Below are 22,004 nucleotides of genomic sequence, written 5' to 3'. Positions count from 1 at the left end.
CAGATAGATATCACAGATATATGCAAGAGCGCCCACGGTCCGAGACCGTGGGCGCTCTGCGCATATGACCGTATGGTCAGTGAGGATGGTTTACTTCACCACCGCCTTGACGGCCTTGCCCGAGGCGAGGCGCACGATGTAGATGCCGCGGGGGAGTCCCTGTGGATTCACACGGCGTCCGGCGATGTCGAAGGTCTGCGCGCCCTCGGGCACGATGATCGAGTTGCCCTCCACGCGCACGCTTCCGGCCTCCTGATCGGCCCCCACGCCGTCAATGCCGGTCACTTCGGGCTTGAACTTGATCTGGTAGTCCTTGACAGACTCCGCTCCTGGGCGCTTGCCGCTCTCGAGGGCGTAGGCCTTGATCTGTCCGTTGATGACGGCCTGCGTGTCGTTGGTGAGCGTCAGCGGTCCGTTGTAGAGCTTCTCGGCGGTTCCGTCGAGCGAGTAGTAGATTGCCGCTCCTGCGGGTCCGGTGATGGTGATGACGGTCAGTGCCTCCTGCTCGTCGACGGTGATGGTGACGTCGCCCGAGAGGTATTCTCTCACTACCGACGCTTTGGCCTCATGCGAGGGGAGCATGTCGTCGGCTGTGGCGCGTGCGAGTATCTCGCCCGATGCCGTGGCGTCGAAGGCTCCGGTGTAGGGGTTCCATGTCTTGCCTCCGTCGAGCGAATACTCGATGGCTGCACCCTCTGTGGCACAGGTGATGCTGACGGTGGTCTTGTCGAGGAACGCAGCCTCGGCGGGATTGATCACGGGGAGTGCCACACGGTCGATGGCCTGCGATGCGGTGAGGTAGATCACCGGCTTGTCATTGTCGTCGGCGAGCACGTAGCCTGTGAGCTTCCATGCCTCGGCGTCACCCTCGGGGATGGCGGCGAATGTCGGATCGATGGCGTATGTGTTGCCCTCGGCGTCGGTGGCGTTGCCTTCGGCCACGGTGACTCCAAAGAGTGTGGCGGGCGCGGGGGTGCTGATAGCGAAGCTTTCGTCCTCGTCGAGCAGCTCGGCGTCGGCGTCGATCTCATGGATCGAAGCGGTGTTCTTGCTGTTTCTGACGAGCACGATGTCGGCGAGATACTTGCCCTCTTCGGCCTCGGCCGGAGCGGCAGCCACCACGGCGAGATTACCCTCTTTGTCGGCGGCCATCACCGTTCCCTCGGCAGCAGCCACCACTTTCAGATGCTTGCGAAAGTGGTAGAGATTGTTGGCGTTGTCGCCTCCAGCCATCTCGGCGAGCGTGTTGACGTCGGAAGCATCCTTGCTGAGGGTCAGCGTGGTGATGCGGTCGCCGGCGAGATATCCCGGACGGAGCGGGCACTTGAATGCCACGGTGGTGTTGTGGGTGTCAAATCCGGCGAGTTTTGCGGCGTCGTAGGCCTCGTATTCGCCTCCGTTGATGCTCATGAGTATTTCGAAGTCGGCATCCTCCAGTTCAGCGTCGGGGCTGCTTACGCTCACGGTCTTGATGAACGATGCTGCGAGCTTCGATGCGTCGTCGGCGTCGGGAGTGGCCACGATCTCATTGCCTTCGGCTGTCACTTTGACTGTGGGCAGCGGTGCGGCCTCGGTGATGGAGTAGTCCTTGATCTTGAGCGCATAGCCTGTGGCTGTGGCGTTCTTGAAGATGTGGCCCTGGATATTGAAGTAGATATTCTTGCCTTCGGTCTTGGCGTCGTTGTAGGCCTTTATGATCTCGGCCTTTACATCCTTCACGGCAGGCTCTTCGGCTTCGTCGCTATCCACGGCGAGTGCGGCAGTCGACTCTGCGGCGGGCAGCAGCGACCAGTCGATCTCGAGGTTGGTGCCGAGTCCTGTGGTGGAGAATACCGGATCGGTGTCCTCGTTGGCGGTCAGCTTCACATTGTTGATGGCCACATAGTCGGCGATGTTCGAGTCATCGAAGGTCAGCTTGGCCGCGTCGGCCTCGTTTGAGGCATCGTAGCAGAGATCCTTCCTGATCGGCGCTCCGAGGCGTTCCATGTGGTTCTTGTACATCGGTTCGGCATATTCCAAATCTCCCCAGATCGTTTTGTCAGGGTCGTTGTTTTTATCGACACCACTGTAAGAGTGTCCCTTGATGTAGCCATACTGATAACCTACAGTGTATATGTTTCCTGGAACGAATTTGCCTTCAAGTCCCGATACGTCTGCTATAGCCACGCCTGATTCATCTTTTGGCGTGAAAGTCACCTCTGTGATTTGATCGCCGATCCTTGGGTTTTTATAAATACTTCTTGACGTGGTGCCGTCATGAAAACTGCCGTGCACAAACCGATAGTCTGTATAGTCCCATCCTTTTTTGCTATATGCGACTATATATCCGTCAGATTCGGCATCGCGCAGATACATGTACTTATTGGTGTCATCAAATCCGAGTACCACCATTTTAGACGCTACCTTGTAGTATTTGTCCTTCAGTTCGTCGGCGGTTTTGCCGCTGAGTTCCTTCTTGACCTCGGCGATTGAATTAAAGACAGGAGCTTTGCTTATTACGTCAGACACTGTAAAAGTGTACGGGTCGCTGACGTAAAACGGTGCGTTGGAGCTTGAGGAACCCTGTACGCAAGCGGTGAATACAATCTGCTTGTTTTCATCGAAATTTGCCGATGTGAGATTGATAGTCTTGTTGCCGGCTGCATATGTGACAGCGTCTGTGGAGAAGGTGTTAGTGATAAGATTAAAATAAGAGAAGTAGTAATACTGTGAAGAAGCAGTCGCGTTGGTGAAATTCAACTTCATCTTGGTGACAAGTTTGATAGTCGCGCTGCCGGCGGTTCCATCCTCTTCTTCCTGCGAGTCTATTACCTGTGTGAAATTGGCGATGCTTTCTGTCGTGACTTTCGGGCGGGCAGGCATCTGATTGATGGCGCGTGGCATGATATAATACTCCTGTTTATCAGAGTCGTATTCCACTATGCCGGTCAAGGCGTATTCCACGTTATCCGTCAGGGAAGCTGTTGCAGCCGGCGAGTAGGTACTGCCGGGGTTGCAGTTCAGGAATCCTGTATTAGTGGATATGCGTGTTGGTATTGTCTCGGTAGTGCCGACGAGGGTGAAAGTCTGGTCGGTTGTATTGTAAGTGGCTACGACGTAGACATATTTCCCGTAATCATCAGCCGACAGTTTATTGCGTCTGTTCCCTACGAAGGTTTCGCGGACGAATACACTGGCATTCTGTTTTATGGCTGCGGAGGGATAGATGCTTGCGCCGGTGTGGCAATATTCGAAATTGTCGATGTTGTTGTCTTCGTCTTTAAGCACAATGATCGGACGGTCTTGTTCGTCAAACTGTAGCGTGCCGACGACTCCTCCTGCCGGACAGAAGGGCCAGGTTGCAATTGTTTGAGCATTTATGCCCTTGAAAGCATTTCCCGGGAAGAGACGTGTCGCTGCGGTGCTTGAAGTGATGTTCTCTGAAATTCGTGTGACAATACGTACGGCGGTACCGAGTGTGTCGCGGGTATAAATGTTCAGTTCTTTTGGTGACGCAGTGAGATATCCTGATGCCAGAATCTGAAGCGGGAAGTCGAGCCGCACGGTTTTTCCCTTGTATGTTTTGTCTAAAAGTTGGTTTGTGTTGGTAACATTTAACGTTTCAACTCTTTTGAACTGACGGTTGATGACATTGGATGCACGTTCAGTATTTTCGTGCTGTGCGTAGGTGCGTATAGACAGTACACAGTCGTGATTAATATGTATCTTGCCGCCTTCCGGTAATAGGGTTGCTTTCGATTTGTCGAACGAATCGTTGTCGAGTGCTTGATTGCCGATGATATAATAGATTTTAGCATCGGGATAGATGCAGGCGCTGTTTGTGGTTGCTTCGACATCAATTTCCTCAACGAGCAAATTGTATATGCCGGTAGCAGGGCTTTTGATTGCACCCGAAGGGATTACATCAATAGGTGTCATGGGAGTCTGATTTGCCGACTCGCTATTGGATGTATAAGACAATGTCACGATGTCGAATCCGGCAACAACTTCTGTACCGTTTTTTTGATTCGTGGTTGCCGATGAGACACTCCATGGATTGTTGTTTGGACTGGTGGAAACAGTTATCGAAGAGTTTTCGGGAGTGATACCTTGTGCATTGATGTATCTGGTGATCATGGTGCCGTCGGCTGCCGATGCTCCGGTTGGTCTTGTCAGTGCCATTCTTGCAGAGCTTTGCATATTTTTATTCCCTGTATGGTTGTCTATGAAGTATGATATGCCATAGTACAGGTTGTCATCGGCAGCGTTTTCTATAGTAGTGTGGAATTTTACACCGATCGTGGTTCCAATGATATATTTGTCGGGATCAATTATGACAGTCTTTTGGTTGGTTTTCGGCTTAGTCGGGGGAATGAATGTGGTGATGGCTTTTCCGATACGAGTCTGGACAAAGCCTTTGCCTGATTCGAACAATGTTGTTGCTTCGTTCCATTCTCCGGTGAATTCATTGGTTGCCGATTCTCTATAATAGATTTTATCTCCATACGGTTTGCCGAAAGAGATAGAATTGTCGTATTTTGGCACCCATCCGTCGGAGTTGTCATAGTAAGTGACCTCTATTTTTTTTATGACTAAGACTCCAAAGTCTGTAGATTTCAACATTTGCAAGCACAGTGGCTCGGATGAACCATATAATCCGGAAGCCTCATATGTAACTCCGGTTATATATCTGTAGTTGCCGGAAGCGGATCCCAAATCAGGGGTGCAGATGAACGTCGATGATTTATCTGAAGATCCGAGTGATCGTACTGATGCGACATATTCATCAAAACTGGCACTTTTCCCTATACCCACTAATCCTGCTTTGTTTGGATCAAATGTTATGACCACCTTTTTTATGGTTTTGTTTTCTCCCATACTCAACCTCATGGCGGCTGATGGGGTGGTTGACGTCTTTGGCCCGAAATTCATCTGTGATGCTGATAACTGATTAGTGTTTTTTACAGGGCTGCTTCCGTCTTTGGAACATTTGCTGAAGTCGAAATCCAGAGTGAGTATGTCCTCATTTTTGGCTTGCTTGAATTGTATCTGTCCGAAACCATACGCATTAGATGGGCTGGCAGATAATTGGATGACAGGGTCGGTTTCGTCGATTGTTAGATCGCTTTTGTTTTCAGCCTCGTTGATGTTGGGTTGTGCGGCCTTCACTCTTTTACCAGCCCAAATATAGCCGTTGTTGTATGCATTGGCATTGATGGTGATGGTAAATGTTTTGGCCGAATGGTCGGTCTGGGCGGCGGCGTGGTGTGGCGATAGGCCACAGAGAGCGGCCACCCCGAGAAGGGTGAGTAGAAATCGTTTCATAATCTCTGTCCTGTTTTTTAAGTTAGTATATATGAAATAAATGTTTGCGTATAAGCAAATTAAGCATTGTAGGCAAGAGCGGTCGAAACAGATCGTGATCGGTCTGTCTCTGTAACGTCGGCAAAGTTATGCAATATGGATAATTCGGGCTATAGAATGTTAATGAATGTAACTATATTGTAACTGAATGACCGAAGTTTGCACAGAGTGGAGAAAAATGAGCATTAATTAGGCGGATGGATGGAATATTTGTTAATTTTAGCGCGGATTAAAAGAGTGTTTGAATTTCACTGCTGTTCACTCAAAGAGGATTTTCTGAGAGATTAGCGTCAGTTGAGGAGGGAGCGATGCGTGCATCGTGACCGATGAAACCTGGCGGAAATTGCCCGAAAAGACCTTTGAAGGGATAGAAAGAAGTCCATATATATTTCTTCGTGTTAAAATCAAACATACTCTAAAACTTACATTATAGCTACTGATGTCGACAATAGAGGAGATGATTCGCACGCCGTGGGTCCACTGGACTTTGGCGGTGGCCTATGCCGGTACGATACTGAGCATAGTGGGTATCATTGTGTCGGAAAACCGCAATCCGGTGAAGTCGCTCGCGTGGGTGACCGTGCTGCTGATGTTTCCGATCGGGGGGATAGTGCTCTATGTGTTTTTCGGCCGCAGCATCAAGAACACGCGCATGATATCGCGGCGCAACCGCCGGCGGTTGCGTGAGCTGACCATGCCGGAGGCTGGTGAGCCGGATTTCAGGGATATGTCGGCCGAAACGCGGCAGCAGATACAGCTGGCGCAGTCGCTGACGGGAAGTGTCTATTATGGGGGCAACGATGTGGAGATATTCGACGGCCGCGAGAAGTTTGAGGCTCTGGAGCGTGATATAGCCGGGGCACGGGAGTATATCAATCTGCAGTATTATATTTTTTCAGACGACTCTACGGGGCAGCGGATAGCTGAGGCGCTGATTGAGCGCGCGCGTGCGGGGGTGAAGGTGAGGGTTATATATGACCATATAGGGTCGATAGCCACGAAGAACTCTTTTTTCAGGAGCATGCGTGAGGCAGGCATTGAAGTGTATCCGTTTTTCAGGGTGGCTTTTCCGCCGTTTGCCACCCGCATCAACTGGCGCAATCACCGCAAGCTGGTGGTGATCGACGGGTCGACGGGCTATATAGGCGGCATGAACATCGCTGACCGATATACCGACGGGGGCAAGGGTTTTGCGGGGTGGCGCGACACGCATCTGCGCATAACGGGGCCGGCGGTGGGTGCGCTGCAATACAGCTTTGCGGTTGACTGGCGTTTCATGGGCCGGGAGCTGATAGAGGAGGGGGTGGCCGGCGCTGAAGCAGCCGGCGGTGTGGCCTCGACTCCGGGCGATGCGGGGATGAATCTGCTGACGTGCGGCCCTACGAGCGAGTGGAGCAATATATCGTACATGCTGCTGAAGGCCATAGGCAATGCGAAGAAGCGGGTGTGGGTGCAGACGCCTTATTTTCTGCCTACGGAGAGTCTGCTGAAGGGGTTGCAGGCTGCGGCTCTGTCGAGGGTCGACGTGAGGGTGATGATGCCGCGGCGTAGTGATTCGGCGATATTGACGTATGCTTCGCGGAGCTATGTGCAGGAGTGTATTCTGGCGGGGGTGAAGATCTATTTCTACGACGGTGGGATGCTCCACAGCAAGGTGGTGGTGGTGGACGACGATTTCAGTTCGGTTGGTTCGGCCAATATAGATTTCCGCAGTTTCGAGCATAATTTCGAGGCGAATATGATGATATATTCGCCGTCGGTCAACAGTAGGCTGCGGCGGAGGTTTGAGGATGACCAGGCATGCAGCGAGCGGGTGAGGGGCGCGGAGTGGCGCCGTAGGCCGGTGATGCACAAGGCTCTGGAGTCGATAGTGAGGCTTATGAGCCCGGTGCTGTAAGGGGGGGCGGACCAATCGTAATAGTCGGAGTGACCGGAAGGAGAGAGTGAGGAGAGAGTGAGGAGAGAGTGAGGAGGGAGGAGAGGATAGAGGGAAGGGGGATCAGAAGCTGTATTGTATCATGGCGGTGACGCGGTTGGCATGGCCGTGGATGCCCGACATGTCGGCGCGGTTGCCGTAAATATACTGCAGGCCGAGGCGTAGGTCGGGTATGATGTCGTAGAATCCGCTGACGGTGGCGTATTGTGCGTAGCGGTAGGCCTGCGGACCCATGGCCTGCTGGTCGTAGACGCGTGCCTGGCTGTAGCATCCGGTCAGGAAGAACGATGGGCTGACGTCGAGGCGTGCGCCGGCTTCGAATGCGAGTGAACGGGGGGCGGTGAGACGTCCGGGGGTGGATGTGGGTATGAGGTCGTAGCCGTAGCCGTTTAGGTCGTTGATGTAGTTGGCCATTCCTCGGCCGTAGCTTGCCTGACATAGCAGCGAGAGCTGTGGGGCTATGCCGATGGCTCCGCTGAGCATGAATCCGTAGCCGGTGACGAAGCGGTTGTCGCTGCGGACTTCGTCGCGGTAGACGAGGTTGCGGAGCATGGCTGTCAGTCGGACGTGGCTGTGTCCGCCTTGCCAGCTGTATTGTATGTGTGACGATATGTCGGGCACGCGCTGGGCTATCTTGCGGGTGTGGTCGGTGAGGGTCATTGCGGCCTGGGGTATCTCAAGGGCGAATGACGCTCCCCAGTGGCGTCCGAATTTTGGGGTGTAGCGCACCTGTGCGCTGTAGGCGAAGGCTGAGCCGGAGGGTCCCTGGTCGTCGACTACGGGGACGGCTGCTCCCGGATCCATCCACGGGGAGAGGTTGTAGCCGGCCATCAGGTTGCCCAGCCGGAGGTAGACTTTCTTGACCTGTACGCCGTAGGTGTCGCCGGAGCCTTGTGAGAAGCGTGTCATGACGTAGACTTCGTAGTTGCCGAAGCGGCTTGTGGTGCCGACGAGCTGCATGAAGACTACGGAGTGGTTGAATGTGGCTCCGAGTGCCTGGTTCTGGTCGCTGCGGTTGGGTACGGCTATGTCGTGGGTGTAGAAGCTTGGGCCGTCGTCGACAGCTCCGTCGAAGTCGTAGCGTGCGGAACCTTTGATGTAGCCGCCGATGCCGAATGCGACTTTGCCTTCGCGGTCGAGAAAGAGGAAGCGTGGCGGCGTGGGGTCGGTGAAGTGGGCTTCGACGGGGTTGTAGAGTATTCCGACGAGGTGTCGGCCGTTGTCGGCGTCGCCGGTGGCTACGATGGCTCGTTCGGGTATGAGAAATGTGTCGGCGGGTTCTTGTGCGGCGGCACGTGGGGAGAGGATTGCGGCCGTGAGTGTGGCGGCGGCGAGCAGGAGGGTGCGCGGGTGTTCCATAGGGAATCAGTGTGTGTTTGTGAAAGTATGTAATATATGGTTATGGACTTATAACGCGGCTGGCTGGGGGATGGTTTTGGCGCGGGCGTGTTAATCGGGGGGGATATGAAAAAGGCGCTGCGCCGGTATGGTGGTCGGTGCAGCGCCTTGATGAGTGGCGTGGATCATGGGCGGGCTATGAGATGGGGCGCCCGCTGGGGCTGGGGGGGATTATTCGGCGATCACTTCAAATTCGGATCCGGAGGCGTAGTCGCGTCCGTCCTGTGCGCTGAGGGCCATGAAGCGGATGTAGCGGCCTTTGACGGGGCTGGCGAAGGTGACTGTCTTCTGCGATGCGCCTTTGTCGAAGGTGCCTTTGGCTACGGGCTCGCCCCACTGGCTGCCGTTGGTGCTGATGTAGATTTCGTAGTCTTTGACTGTGCCGGTGGAGTTGCCGTCCTGACGCGGGAGGTAGTTGATGCCTTTGATGGTCTTAGGTTCTCCGGCGTCGAAGTCGACCCAGTGGGGATAGGGTGCTACGGTGACGGAATACATGGTGTGCCAGATGGTGGTCGGGTCGCCGTCGGTGAGGTTGGTGGCTTCGCCATAGTCGGGTTCCTGGCTGCTGGCGTAGGTGGCCTGTGTGGCGATGGTTTCGATGCGCGGGAGTGTCATCGATGTGTAGACTGTGGGTGTGTCTTTGAGCCATGCCTTGACGGTGCCGCCCTGCTTGAATGGGAATGGGGCTGTGTAGAGGCGCGGCCGGCGCGATGTTCCGTCGGTGTAGAGGATTTTGGCCGTGGGGTCGGGCGATGAGATGGTGAGTTGGCCTGAGCGTGAGCGGCTGATGCCGATGGGCTGGAGGCCGCCTCCGCGCACTTTGGCGTTCTGGGAGAGGGTGTCGCCGGGGTGTGTGGGCCGGATGATGAATGTGAAGCGGTGTTCTGTGGCTTTTACGCGGTCGTTTTCAAGTGGGCCGCCTTGTCCGCAGCTGTTGCCGCCGAGTCCGGTCACTCCGAGGTCGAGGTGGAGTGTGGTGTTTTTTTTCGAGGGGAGTTTGTAGGTGTGGTCGGCCAGGAGGAGTTCCATCTCTGTATAGGGTATGGCTGTGGCGGACATTTTGTCGGGTGCGACGAACATGACTCCGCTTCCGTTGCTGTCGGTGAGTGCGGCCCAGCGCACTTCTTCACGGTTGCCGCAGCTCTGCGGGCGGGTGTAGGGTGTGAACATGCTGGCTACGGGTGCGCTGTAGAGTCCGATAAACTGGCCGGTCTTGCGGTCGGCATAGTTTTCTTCGGGTCCGCGTCCGTAGTAGGTGAACTGCGGGAGGTCGTCGGGCACTTCCATGGTGTAGCCGAGGCGGGGGAGCACTGCGGCGGGGTTGTTGGATGAGATGACGGCGTTGAGTTCGACGGATCCGTCGGGGTAGACGGTCCATATCTGGTTGGTGGTGAAGCGGAAGTCGTCGGGGCCGAAGATGGCTGACTGGCTTTCATCGATGGCGTAGGTGCCTGATGCGTTGCCGTTGCCTCCGGTCATTCGTCCGCCGCGCGGTGCCTGGCTTTCGATGGTGAAGGAGAGGACGGCGTTGCCGAAGCGGTCGGTGAATGTCTCGCAGGCGGTGACTTTGTGCTTGAGGTTGTAGAGTCCGTTGGCAAACCATTGTCCGTAGGCCCAGTTGTCGTTGTTGAGGTAGGCGCGGAATGCGTCGAGTGTGGGTCCGTGGCCGGGTACGATGACGTTGTGGCCGTCGTAGGTGAGGCTCTGGAGTGTGCCGGATATGAGGGAGAAGCGGGCTTCAAATCCTTGTCCGGTGATGGTCTGTGTGTTGCCTTTGCGGTTGATGTCGATCTTGCCTATCTGTCCGGCTATGCCGCGCATGCAGCGTGGGCGTTCGGGTCGGTTGATCTCGAGCTGTTCGGACATCTGTGTGTAGCCGGCTTTGGCCCATGGGCGGTCGCTGGCGAGGCGGTAGTCGATGTTGAGGTAGTATTCGTTGCAGGGTTTGATGAGTGTGGTGTCGAAGGGGACGGTGTAGATCTGGCGCTGGCGGGGCTGGAGTGCGATGCGGGGTCCCTGGAGTGCGTTGCCGGTCTGTATGGGTTGTCCGTCTTCGTAGAGGGTCCATGTGGTGGTGTAGTCGTCGAGGGGTGTGAAGTAGTTTTTGTTGAATACTTCGATCTGTCCTTTGGCGATGTCGACGGGTGTTATGGCGATGTTCTGGTAGACTTTTTTGACTTCGGCGAGCTGTGGTTTGGGTGTGAGGTCGCCGAAGAGTATGCCGTTCATGACGAATTGTCCGTCGGTGGGGCGGTCGCCGAAGTCGCCTCCGAATGCGAGGTAGCGCTGGCGGGTCTTGGGGTCGTAGTTGTAGAGGCTTTGGTCGATCCAGTCCCAGATGGCTCCTCCGATGAAGAAGTTGGTGCTTTCGATTGCGTTCCAGTAGTCGACGAGGTTGCCGAGGGCGTTGCCCATGGAGTGGGCGTATTCGGAGATGTGGAAGGGGTAGTTGAGTTTCATTTTGCCTTTTACGGCTTCGTTGACCCATGCGATGGAGGGGTATTGGTTGGAGCCGATGTCGACGATGTCGTTGTTGCGTTCGTACTGTACGGGGCGTGTGGTGTCGAAGGCTTTGATGGCGTTGTAGGCTGTGACGAAGTTTTTGCCTGGTCCGGCTTCGTTGCCGAGGCTCCAGATGACGATTGAGGGTGAGTTGATGTTGGAGCGAACCATTTCGATGTTGCGCGCTACGTGGGCGTTTTCGAATTCGGGGACGTGGGAGAGTGATGCGTTGCCGTAGTAGTATTCGTGGCTTTCGAGGTTGGCTTCGTCTTCGAGGTAGATGCCGTATTTGTCTGTGAGGTAGTACCAGTAGGGGTCGTCGGGGTAGTGTGAGTTGCGGACGTGGTTGATGTTGGCCCGTTTCATGATCATGATTTCCTGGGTCATGCGGTCGTGGCTGATGGTGTGGCCGGTCGCGGGGTCGGTTTCGTGGCGGTTGACGCCTTTGAGTTTGACGGGTTGGTTGTTGATGTAGAAGTAGCGTCCGGCGAGGTTGAATTCGTCGTCTTCGGCTTTGGTCTGGCGGACTTCGATCTGGCGGAATCCGGTGTAGGTCGATACGGTTTCGAGGGGTTGTCCTTTTTTGTCAAGGAGTTGGGCTACAAGGACGTAGCGTGCGGGGTGTTCGGCGCTCCAGAGGTGGGGGTGCTGTAGGGTGAGGGGTAGGGTGATTGTGGCGGCGGTGTCGGGGGTGATGGTGGGGAGGGGCGTGGTGGCGGTGGCTATGGGCTGGTTGGTTGCGAGGGTGTCGGAGTAGAGGATGCAGGGGTAGAGGGTGTAGGAGAGGGTGAGGTCGCGGGGTGTTTTTTTGTTGGTGTGGTTGCTGACGGTGGTGGCTACGCTGAGGGTGCCTTCGCTGAGGTCGGCGTTGAGGCGGGGGGTGGCTACGAGGTCGGATATCTGGACTTTAGGTGTGGAGTAGAGGTGGACGGAGCGGAATATTCCGGGGAGTCGGAACATGTCTTGTGCTTCGAGGAATGATGCGTCGGATGAGCGGTAGACTTCTACTGCTATGGTGTTCGGGCCTTTTTTGTTGAGGTAGGGTGTGATGTTGAATCGTGCGGCGTTGCGTGAGTTTTTGCTGAATCCGACGTATCGGCCGTTGATCCAGAGGTAGAAGAATGAGTCGACGCCGTCGAATTGTATGTAGATGAGTCGGTTGCGCCAGTTGTTGGGTATGGTGAATGTGCGGCGGTATGATCCGACTTCGTTGCGGTGGGCGTAGGTGGTCCAGTCGGTTGGCGGTGTGCGCATTACGCCTCCTTTCCAGTCGCCGGGGCGGACTTGGTGCCAGAAGATTACGGGTTGGTTGACGTAGATTGGTGTGCCGTAGCGTTGGGTGCCGTCGGGTTGTAGGCCGACGATGTTCCAGTTGGAGGGGACGGGTATGGTGTCCCATTGTGAGTCGTCGTAATCGGGTGACTGGAAGTGGGTTGGGCGTTGGTAGGGGTTGGGTGCCCAGTTGAATCGCCATTGTCCGTCGAGGGAGATGGTGTAGGGTGATGTGTGGGGGAGGACTTTGGTGGCGGTGGGTGCGTCAGGGAAGTGGGAGTAGGTGGCTCGGGGTTGTAATTTGTTGTAGGCGAGGGAGTCGGGTGATTGCCATTCGTGTCCGCGGGGTGCGGTGTCGTGGCCGTAGTAGTAGCCTGCGAGTGGTGGTTGGGGTGGTGTGATTGTGGGGGTGGGGTTGTTGGGTGCGGCTGTGGCTGCAAGGAGTGTTGATGCGGTGAGGATCGCGCTGATTGTGAGCCTGTTCATGGGTGTATGGTTGGTTGTGGTTAATAACGTTTTTGGAGGGAGGGCGGTGCTTTTGGGGACTGCTCTCTGTACAAAGTTAGTGATTTTTTTTGTTTTTGGGTGGGGGCGGTGTGTTTTTTTGTGTGTTTTTTGGGGTGGTTGTGGGGGATTTGGGGGTGTTGGTGGGTGTGGTGGAGGAGGTGTTTGGTGGGGTGTGATGGGGGTGTGTAGTGGGTGGAATGGGGGCTAATGTGCGGTGTTTTCGGGTGGTTAGTTTTTGTGGGGTGGGCAATGCTTTGGTCGGCAGGTGGTTAGGTGTGGCGAGTGCGTAACAGGTTAAGCTAATCGCGGTGTTTTGAGGCGGTTAGCTTTGCGGGTGGTGGCAAGTGTGTGGGTGTTAGGTAGTTAGCGGTGCGGAATCGGGACGTGATTTTGCTACGATCGTGTAATTGCGGGGATATGAGGGGGTTAGGGGTGATGGGGTTATATTACGATGTTAAGTTTATAAAGGATTGCCTGAATAATTCGGTAGGCGTATCGGATACTTTCGGTGGCGATATTAGCTCTGATCCCATGCTTGCGATAAGCGCGTAGATGATCACTTGTGTTTGGCTTGGATTTCTTTATGATTGCCGAGTTTTATAAACTGTTCTAAATTGTCAATGCACTGTTCGAAATTAAAGTGCAATTCGCTATATCTTTTCCCATTTAATCCTTTTGAAACTAATTTCGATTTATCTAATAGGGATATTTTTTTTAGAAGTTCTGCTAACGCTTCTGAATCTCCTGCGGGTACACTCCATCCACAATCTGCTTCCTGAATCAATTCAGCTCCTTCTCCATTAATCATTGAGATAACTGGTTTTCCGGATGACATGTATGCCTGTAATCTGGAAGGTACGGTCAAAGCGAAAATTGGATCATCTTTCAGAGCCATGAATAATACGTCGGCTTGGGAAAACAGTGAAGGCATAGCAGCCAAGGGGAATTGACCTAAACAGAACACTTGTTTGTGTAGTCCATGATTTCGAGCGAATTCTTCTACATAGCTTTTTTTTCTGCCATTACCCACAAATATAAAATTGATGTTTGAATCTCTCAATTTTGTAGCAGCATCCATGACATGCGGGAGATCTTGTGCGTCACCCATGTTCCCTGCAATCATGACGTTGAAGCCGTCAGGCAATTTTGGAATTCCATCATTGATAATTAGATCAGATGCTAATTCATTTTCAACCCAATTGGGAAAATAATGGATTTTAGCATCAAATGCTCCTTTATTGTTGATAGATGTTCGATAACCTTTAGATCCAATCAAAATCATATCCGAATTCTCATAAAGGCATCGAGTCAATTTATTAAAGAGACCTAAAATGAGTTTGTTGTTTATTCCTCCGGCTGCTGAAAGGCTTTCCGGCCATAGATCCAATACCCAAAATACCATTGGGATATGTTGCAATCGTTTAATAATCGCCGCCGGTATTCCAACCATGACCGGTGAAGTTTCATGAACAATGATTGTATCGTATTTGTGAATCAATCCAAACCAAAGGGCTTTAATTGTAGAAAATAATGAATACGAGATATAATTAAGCGCAAGCCTAATGGATGAACCAGATCCTCTTGGAATAATAAATGAACGATGTATTTTCACACCATTAACACATTCGCGGCGTCGTTTGAAAATCCCATATCCTGCATGGTATTTTCCTGCAGGATAATCCGGTATTGCTGTCATAACAGTGACGTCGTGACCTCTTTTGTTTAGTTCAAATGCCATGTCATTGCATTTGAAGTTTTCTGGATAGAAGTGTGGTGTGACAATGAGAACTTTCATTGTTTCCGCCAAATCATTTTGTTGACAATCCCAGTATAAGATTGTATTATACGCACAACTTTGTCAGACACAGTGGTGTCAGTATATGCTGAAACCGGGGATGGAATGTAGTCGTTGGATCGCATGTCAACAGCCATCCGGACCGCTTGTATTACGGCTTCAGAAGTGATAGAGCCGATTACGAATATGCCGCTGTCAATGGCTTCAGGGCGTTCAGTAGATGTCCTGACTGAAACCGCCGGGAAGTGAAGCGCTGCGCTTTCTTCAGGAAGTGTTCCGCTGTCAGATACGACACAATATGCATTTTGTTGTAATTTGTTATAGTCGAAGAATCCAAGCGGTTTATGCTTGATAACTCTTTTATCAAATTGGAATCCGCGTTCGTTGATGTGTTTTTCGGATCGTGGATGACAACTGTAAAGAATCGGCATGTCGTAATATTGTGCCATCGCGTTTACCGCACTCATTACGGAATAAAAGTTCGTTTCTATGTCAATATTCTCTTCACGATGTATGGAGAGAAGTATGTAGCTTTTAGGTTGAAGTCCTAATGTTTCAAGAATCTGACTTTCTTTGATGGCTGTGTAATGCGCATTGAGGACTTCTGCCATCGGTGATCCTACAACATACGTGTATTCAGGTTTGACTCCAGAATCTATTATGTATCTGCGAGCGTGTTCAGAATAGCATAGGTTGATATCGCTGGTAACATCAACAATTCGTCGTATGACTTCTTCGGGAAGATTCTCATCTTTACATCTGTTGCCTGCCTCCATGTGAAACACAGGTATTTTTAGCCTTTTTGCTGAAAGGACAGAAAGACATGAGTTTGTGTCGCCCAAGACAATGATTGCGTCAGGTTGTTCACGAATCATTATTTCGTAAGACTTGGCAATAACATTGCCCATGGTCTGCCCCAGATTGTCACCAACCACATCTAGATAATGGTCGGGTTTTCGAAGATCAAGCTCCTTGAAGAATACTTCGTTAAGGGTATAATCGTAGTTTTGTCCCGTGTGAACTATTATGTGGTCAAAATATGCGTCAGATTTCTTTATGATTTCTGACATTTTGATGATTTCAGGACGTGTGCCTAAAATCGTCATGAGTTTTAGTTTTCTCATTTTATAGGTTATAGTGTGGATAAAGCTGTTTATGTGAGAATATCCATTGGGCTGCTTCCGCTACCATTTTTTCATAGTCTGGGATCTGGTAGGAAAAATCAAATCGGGTGCGTTTAAGTGATTTGTCAGCAACGATACCATCTACTGGATGAATTATCACGCTATTGCCACGAAGATATTTGTTGAATAGTTTGACAAGGTCGCATTTTGAAATGCTTGAATCGGGTACGGCATTATATAAACCAGTAGCATGTTCCATTGCTGCCGCTTCCATCGTTTTTGCGAGTTGAAGGGTGGTTTGCCCAGTCCAAAGCGATTTGGTAAACCCGTTTATTTCACCAACTTGATGCATAAACCAATTCAATAGTCCGATTCCTTGTTCGTTGATATCAGGGCCAACAATCGAATTGCGGAGTGTGATGTTTTTGTCATCATCCAATTCTCCAAGAGCTTTGCTTCTGTCGTAAAATGTAGAGCCGTCAGGAAGGTCATCCTCAGTGTACTGTCCGCGTGCTCCTGAAAACACACAATCGGTGCTCATGTGTATAACATGTGTGCCGACTTCATTTGCCACCATTGCAAGAAAATGTGGCAAGTAGCTGTTCAGTAATGTCGCAAGAGCGTGGTTGTTTTCTGCGAACTGGTTGAGAATGCCAATACAATTTATGACAGTGTCGTATTTTCCTTCTTTGATAATTTTCTTTAAGGAAGGAAAGTCGGTAGCGTCACCGGAAATACTATGTTTAAGCAGTTTGGATTTCTGAAAGGCAAATCCTGTAACGTCATGTCCTTGTTCTTGAAGATACAAAGAAATCTGATGCCCAGCCATGCCGTTGCATCCAAGTACCAAAAATTTCATAGTTCAAAAATTAGACCAGTCCATCCACAATTCTGAATTGTATCTCCATGAATCATTGTATGCTTCGGGAATGGGTACATCTGAAAATACCTGAATTATGGATTCCGGGGAATGTGCTTTCAGACAATTAGCATATCCAGCCGGAACACATATAAGCTTGCTTTCATTTTCGTTCAGTTGGAAAACTTGCGGAACAAGATCAGGTGAAGGATTTGTCCAATCGTCTATCTTCACCAAAGCGAGTGTCCATGCGCCTTTAAGACAATAGAACCATTTACGTTCATGCATGTGACCGTGCCATCCGCGGATAATGGATGGTTCGGGATGATGAATGATGTATGTACGCTTTATGTTTTCGAAAAGAAAGTTGTTGAGTGATCGAATTGTGCCACGATGGTCGGTGAATATCTCGCCATCGACGATTTTAACAGTGTCCATTTTATTCTGAACGGATTTCTCGTTTTGTGTCGGCTTCAATCAGTCCAAGGTCAGCCTGGATGAAACGAAGACGCATCAATTGCTCTTTCATTCCATCTATGTCAAGTCTGGTTGTGTTGTGGCTATGATATTCTTCCACAGATGTCAGGGATCCTTCTCCCTCAATGAAGTATTTGTCGTAATTGAGGTCGCGTGTGTCGGCAGGTATGCGGTAGTAATTTCCCATGTCTATGGCTTTCGCCATTTCTTCACGGGTGACAAGGGTTTCATAAAGTTTTTCGCCATGCCTTGTGCCAATTATTTTCACATCTGTTTCGCCATATTTCGGATCGAGTTTAGCATATATCTCTTTCAGGGCTGTCGCTAATGTAGACAGTGTCGCAGCCGGGGCTTTTTGAACAAAAAGGTCGCCATTATGTGCATGAGTAAATGCATAAATAACCAAATCGACAGCGTCATCAAGTGTCATCATAAAACGTGTCATCTCAGGATCGGTAATTGTGATCGGTTTTCCGTCCATCATCTGTTCGACCCATAATGGAATGACTGATCCACGCGATGCCATGACATTTCCATATCGAGTGCAGCAGATTGTAGTCGCAGCGTTGTCACCAAGTTCTCTTCCTTTGGAAATAGCAACTTTTTCCATCAGTGCCTTTGAGATTCCCATGGCGTTGATAGGATAGGCGGCTTTGTCGGTAGACAACACAACAACGTTTTTCACTCCGTGTTCTATAGCACTTAAAAGTACATTGTTAGTGCCTTCAACATTGGTGCGAGTCGCTTCCATAGGGAAGAATTCACAGCTGGGCACTTGTTTGAGTGCAGCGGCTGAGAATACGTAATCAACTCCCCGCATGGCGATGTCGACAGATTCCTTGTTGCGTACATCTCCTATGAAGTATTTCACTTTCTGACTCTGGAGTTTGTGACGCATATCGTCTTGCTTTTTTTCATCTCGACTCAGGATGCGGATTTCTTTTATGTCCGAATCCAGAAAGCGCCTTAAAACAGCGTTTCCAAAAGATCCTGTACCTCCAGTTATGAGAAGAATCTTGTCTTTGAATATTGACATAATATAGTAGTGTTATATGGACGAATGGATTGTGTGGAACAATTCCACCCATCCGGGTCGGTTAGATATATTGAGTTGTGGGAATCGTTTCCCTTTTTCTATATTGTTAATGGCTTCAGCCCATTCATTGGGGTTGTCAAAGGGTACAAACTGCGCTCCCGAATATCCGTTTAATACTTCTCTTGCATATGGTAGATCCGAAGCTATAATCGGGAGTCCGACCATGGCAGCTTCAATAAGTGGCAGCCCGAATGACTCGAGGTAACTTGGATAAACCAATGCGTCAACGGAATTATACCAAGTGAAGATTTCATCGTAGCTGACTTTTCCAAGGTTAACTGTCAGACCAGTATGATCAGGTGCAAATGATACCGTTTCAGGTATGGTAGTGTAAAGAACTGCCGGATGTGATACCAATTGCAGTGCATCTAATATTGTGGCGTGATTCTTATAAAAATGTGCGGTGGCTGGATAAAACAGATTAATCGTATCGGAGGGCAAGTCAATGGTTTCTATGCTGTTTGATTTATTAATGGTTGGCGAGAACACCCTGATTTTTTCTTTCGGATGTCGGAATAGTTGGGAAAATCCTTGTTTGATGTAGTCAAGCTGCACAAACACTGTGACGTTTGTATTAAGTGTGGCTTTTATAAAAAACGGATAGATGTGTTTATATAGCCATAGTTTTAGTTGGCTTTTTTTTAACGGATTCCATGCGTTTTCATAAAAAGGGATAGCCTGATGGAAATATATAAATTGCGGAATACTTTTTTTTAATCGAAAAGCAGTGTTTTGCAATGAAACAGCGGCAATCGGATCAATTTGATGTTGTTTGATCCATCTGTTGATCCCATGCCAATCCCATTTTATACGCTTAAACCAGGTAGTGGTGTCAATTTTTACCAGTTGAATATTTTCATTAGTGTCAGTATCATAAGATGGATCGACAAATATGACATATTCGAATCCGGCAGGGATGTTGGATATAAACTGATCAAGAATGGAACGTGCTCCACTTTCCCTTGCTGCTGTAGCATTTACGATGATGGCTTTTTTCATCGGTTTAATTTGTTTCGAATTTTAGAAACAATATTGTTGACTGCACAAACCGGATGACGGTAATATCTGGCTACAAACAGTATGATGCGTTTTAATATTCCGTGTTTTTCTGATCTCCAACTTCCCTCGCAATGATGAATAGCATACGTTTCGCCTTTAACAATCTCTCCGTTTTTATTGGTGAAATAGTGTGGAGGATATAGTGTCATTTTGTCGGGCAGTTTCTGGAGCATAGGCAAATATTTGAATCCTCTTGATTCGGCAAGTCGAGCAATTCTTATCGTAATGGGAGTTTCATCTAATGTCCCATCTGTTTTCTTGAATTGTAATCGATCGTAGGTTTCAAGACATTCTTTCAAAAAAGGGTGATGTGGTATCGCTCCCATTATTGCAGCCTCAATCGCAATATATCCTGTTGGCTTAAAATATTCTATACCTGAAAAGAATTCATTGTCAAGCAGGTCGTCAAAACTTTTATATACTTGAACATCGGAATCCAAATAAATACCACCATATTTATAGAGTGCGTACAGTCTGAGATAATCTGCTGCAAATGCCCATTTTTTAGCCTTAAGGGCATCTATGGCGAATGAAGCAGTGATCTCGTTCTCAAACTTTTCTTTGTTCCAAAGAATTATCTTATATTCTGGCATTATATCTTGCCATGATTCAATGCATGTTTTTATTGTCTGTGGGTATTCATCTCCACTTAACCAGCATAGGTGGATCTGTTTAGGTATTTTCATTGTTTTTGGATGTTAGAAAAGCCAACTTCGATACGGGATGTACCATTCTGAATATGTGGTAACGATATCAAGATGTCTTACAAATGAACAAAAAGCATAGAAAAAGAAAATAATTGGTTTTAATTTTTTATTTGTCACATATAGGATCATAGGAGCAAGAAGTATTTCAAAGTAATGAAAATAAACTGCGCCTCTAGAAGACATCTGTGGTAAAAAACCAAAGGCTATATACATTATCAGTGACAAGAAGTAGATATTGAAGAAATATGATCCATCAGTTTTGAACTTATTAAATATCCTGTTGGAATAATACAGAGCCAGTGAAAAAGTAATAAGTCGCAACACAACGGCAGCATTCAGGCCAAAATTCTGGCCTGCTTCTTCTGCTATATAAGTATTTAGCTTCCATGCTATAACTGTCGGCATCAGTGCAGAAGCCATAACGAACAGATTATAAAAAAACAGATTGGAACATACAGCTGCAAGCAACCACTTGAGATATGTTTTAATTTTGAGAAATCTTTGTGGAAATAGTTTGACAGCAGTAACTATAATGGCTGAATAATGAAACCCGATGGCGAAAATGAGGTAGATCCAAAATCTACGGTTGTTGCGGTTAACAATCGCCCATAAAGCAATTGATATGGCAAGTGATTGCCTAATCAATCCCATCATGCCACTATACATGAACATTCCGGCAAATAATAGAAGTGAGAAATGAGGATATGGTGAATACTTATATATAAACGGGAATAGAAAGGCAATATTCAAAAATGCCATTATCATGATTACGCTTCTGAACCCGCCTGGAGCGCATATGTTTAATATTGAATACAGAGGTTCTACATAGACGAGTTTAGGGTCTGTAATGTCGGATAAACTGAGGCTTTTCAGGTTGTTGAAAATAGTTCTGTATGGTTCATAATCAAACCCCATTTCCCGGGTTGATACTAATAAAAATATAACGATAGAGAAGCAGACATACATGAATAATTGAAATTTACCATGTCTTGTAATAAACAAGTCAAGGAATGACATCACAATCAGATATCCGTATATAGTGAAGTATATTCCCATCCTGTCTGCTGAGGTGTTATGATTTTATGATGTTGCTTTTGATCTTATAGTAGAAGAATTTCCACTTCGGAACTCCAATGGTGTGGAAAAGTTGAGCATCTCGTGTCCAATTTGTGATCTTACGTTTAAGGACTTCTATGGAACAGGCGTTATTCTGCATACTTTCCAATCCGCATACCTGTCCTTCATGTTGTCGATATAAGTTAAATCTGTTTTCTATACAGAATATTTTGCCGTGTTTTACTGTGCATAGTGCAATCCAGTGATCGTACATTATCCTTTTATTAGATGGTATGGGGAATACATACTGTTTTACGTGATGGTTGAAGATGCTGGTAGCCCCTGCAACTATTGGTGTTGTCATAAGCAAGTTGAAAGTGTTGAATTTCCATGGTTTAATATTGATACTTTTCCAAAGAGAGTCATGTATAACGTTTAGATTCTCATCACAAACAGTCACGTCGTGATGTACTAGAATCGGGATGTCAGGATGTTGGAGTTCTTTGTCGTGCATGGTTTTGATTAAAGTGCCGACTTTGTCGAGAGTCCATACATCATCATTGTCACAAAACATATAATATTCTGAATCAACTGCCTCAAGAAGCATATAAAAATTGTCATTGCATCCAATATTGCTCCCTCCTTTATCAATCTGAATTATTTTGTCAGGATATGCGGTAGCATATTTTTCTATGATGTCCGGCGTCGAATCTGTTGAACCGTCGTCGCGAATATATAAAGTCCACTTATCAAATTTCTGATTGAGAACTGATTCAATTTGTTCACTGATATACTTCTCACCATTATATGTAGCCATTAGGATCGCAACTGGTGTTGGGCATTGAATTTTATTCATAATTGTTTTCAGCAATA

General features: G+C 49.0%; 13 protein-coding genes. 1 reads left to right on the top strand and 12 read right to left on the bottom strand.

The features are described from left to right. Positions 1 to 90: 90 nt before the first annotated feature. Complete coding sequence (locus NF347_RS07700; protein ID WP_306254114.1) at positions 91 to 5,304, bottom strand: hypothetical protein; 5,214 nt, start codon at positions 5,302 to 5,304, stop codon at positions 91 to 93. Positions 5,305 to 5,782: 478 nt separating this feature from the next. Here NF347_RS07700 and cls point away from each other — a divergent pair, with 478 nt between their 5' ends. Beyond that, positions 5,783 to 7,240 carry a cardiolipin synthase gene (gene cls / locus NF347_RS07695; protein ID WP_107036045.1) on the top strand — a complete coding sequence of 486 codons (1,458 nt, stop codon included), beginning with the start codon at positions 5,783 to 5,785 and terminating at the stop codon, positions 7,238 to 7,240. Between the two features lie 102 nt (positions 7,241 to 7,342). Here the strand turns inward: cls and NF347_RS07690 are convergent, their stop codons facing one another. From NF347_RS07690 to NF347_RS07640, 11 genes are all read right to left on the bottom strand, one after another. After that, a complete protein-coding gene (locus tag NF347_RS07690; RefSeq protein WP_107681745.1) occupies positions 7,343 to 8,638 on the bottom strand; it encodes a DcaP family trimeric outer membrane transporter in 1,296 nt (431 codons plus the stop codon). Positions 8,639 to 8,848: 210 nt separating this feature from the next. Next, on the bottom strand, positions 8,849 to 12,937 hold the full coding sequence (locus NF347_RS07685; RefSeq protein ID WP_306254113.1) for a glycoside hydrolase family 2 TIM barrel-domain containing protein: 4,089 nt from the start codon (positions 12,935 to 12,937) through the stop codon (positions 8,849 to 8,851). Positions 12,938 to 13,514: 577 nt separating this feature from the next. Continuing rightward, entirely contained in the window at positions 13,515 to 14,753 is a 1,239-nt protein-coding gene (locus tag NF347_RS07680; RefSeq protein ID WP_107036042.1) for a glycosyltransferase family 4 protein, read from the bottom strand. Next, positions 14,750 to 15,877, bottom strand: coding sequence for a non-hydrolyzing UDP-N-acetylglucosamine 2-epimerase (gene wecB / locus NF347_RS07675; protein WP_107036041.1), 1,128 nt, complete (start codon positions 15,875 to 15,877; stop codon positions 14,750 to 14,752). Before wecB ends, NF347_RS07680 begins: the two co-directional genes overlap by 4 nt. A 1-nt stretch (position 15,878) precedes the next feature. Next, on the bottom strand, positions 15,879 to 16,736 hold the full coding sequence (locus NF347_RS07670; RefSeq protein ID WP_107036040.1) for an SDR family oxidoreductase: 858 nt from the start codon (positions 16,734 to 16,736) through the stop codon (positions 15,879 to 15,881). 3 nt (positions 16,737 to 16,739) lie between these two features. Next, a complete protein-coding gene (locus NF347_RS07665; RefSeq protein WP_107036039.1) occupies positions 16,740 to 17,174 on the bottom strand; it encodes a WxcM-like domain-containing protein in 435 nt (144 codons plus the stop codon). 1 nt (position 17,175) lies between these two features. Continuing rightward, positions 17,176 to 18,249, bottom strand: coding sequence for a polysaccharide biosynthesis protein (locus NF347_RS07660; RefSeq protein WP_107036038.1), 1,074 nt, complete (start codon positions 18,247 to 18,249; stop codon positions 17,176 to 17,178). Between the two features lie 12 nt (positions 18,250 to 18,261). After that, positions 18,262 to 19,308, bottom strand: coding sequence for a glycosyltransferase (locus NF347_RS07655; RefSeq protein WP_107036037.1), 1,047 nt, complete (start codon positions 19,306 to 19,308; stop codon positions 18,262 to 18,264). Next, positions 19,305 to 20,054: a glycosyltransferase family 32 protein gene (locus NF347_RS07650; RefSeq protein ID WP_107036036.1), complete on the bottom strand. Its 750-nt coding sequence runs from the start codon at positions 20,052 to 20,054 to the stop codon at positions 19,305 to 19,307. Before NF347_RS07650 ends, NF347_RS07655 begins: the two co-directional genes overlap by 4 nt. Before the next feature lie 12 nt (positions 20,055 to 20,066). After that, positions 20,067 to 21,041 (bottom strand): EpsG family protein, encoded by a 975-nt coding sequence (locus NF347_RS07645; protein ID WP_262497762.1) that lies wholly within the window; start codon positions 21,039 to 21,041, stop codon positions 20,067 to 20,069. A 106-nt stretch (positions 21,042 to 21,147) separates the two neighbouring features. Further along, positions 21,148 to 21,987: a glycosyltransferase family 2 protein gene (locus tag NF347_RS07640; protein ID WP_107036034.1), complete on the bottom strand. Its 840-nt coding sequence runs from the start codon at positions 21,985 to 21,987 to the stop codon at positions 21,148 to 21,150. Positions 21,988 to 22,004 lie beyond the last annotated feature (17 nt).

The sequence above is a fragment of the Paramuribaculum intestinale genome, assembly GCF_030759015.1.
Taxonomy (GTDB): Bacteria; Bacteroidota; Bacteroidia; order Bacteroidales; family Muribaculaceae; genus Paramuribaculum; species Paramuribaculum intestinale.
Note: the sequence above shows the minus strand (reverse complement) of the source record. Positions and strands in the feature narration are given on the sequence as shown.

Coding starts and splice junctions, on each gene's coding strand:
- NF347_RS07650 (WP_107036036.1), bottom strand. CDS start 20,054: ATGAAAATACCTAAACAGATCCACCTATGCTGGTTAAGTGGAGATGAA.
- NF347_RS07665 (WP_107036039.1), bottom strand. CDS start 17,174: ATGGACACTGTTAAAATCGTCGATGGCGAGATATTCACCGACCATCGT.
- NF347_RS07655 (WP_107036037.1), bottom strand. CDS start 19,308: ATGAAAAAAGCCATCATCGTAAATGCTACAGCAGCAAGGGAAAGTGGA.
- NF347_RS07680 (WP_107036042.1), bottom strand. CDS start 14,753: ATGAAAGTTCTCATTGTCACACCACACTTCTATCCAGAAAACTTCAAA.
- NF347_RS07690 (WP_107681745.1), bottom strand. CDS start 8,638: ATGGAACACCCGCGCACCCTCCTGCTCGCCGCCGCCACACTCACGGCC.
- wecB (WP_107036041.1), bottom strand. CDS start 15,877: ATGAGAAAACTAAAACTCATGACGATTTTAGGCACACGTCCTGAAATC.
- NF347_RS07670 (WP_107036040.1), bottom strand. CDS start 16,736: ATGAAATTTTTGGTACTTGGATGCAACGGCATGGCTGGGCATCAGATT.
- NF347_RS07640 (WP_107036034.1), bottom strand. CDS start 21,987: ATGAATAAAATTCAATGCCCAACACCAGTTGCGATCCTAATGGCTACA.
- NF347_RS07645 (WP_262497762.1), bottom strand. CDS start 21,041: ATGTATGTCTGCTTCTCTATCGTTATATTTTTATTAGTATCAACCCGG.
- NF347_RS07660 (WP_107036038.1), bottom strand. CDS start 18,249: ATGTCAATATTCAAAGACAAGATTCTTCTCATAACTGGAGGTACAGGA.
- NF347_RS07685 (WP_306254113.1), bottom strand. CDS start 12,937: ATGAACAGGCTCACAATCAGCGCGATCCTCACCGCATCAACACTCCTT.
- cls (WP_107036045.1), top strand. CDS start 5,783: ATGTCGACAATAGAGGAGATGATTCGCACGCCGTGGGTCCACTGGACT.
- NF347_RS07700 (WP_306254114.1), bottom strand. CDS start 5,304: ATGAAACGATTTCTACTCACCCTTCTCGGGGTGGCCGCTCTCTGTGGC.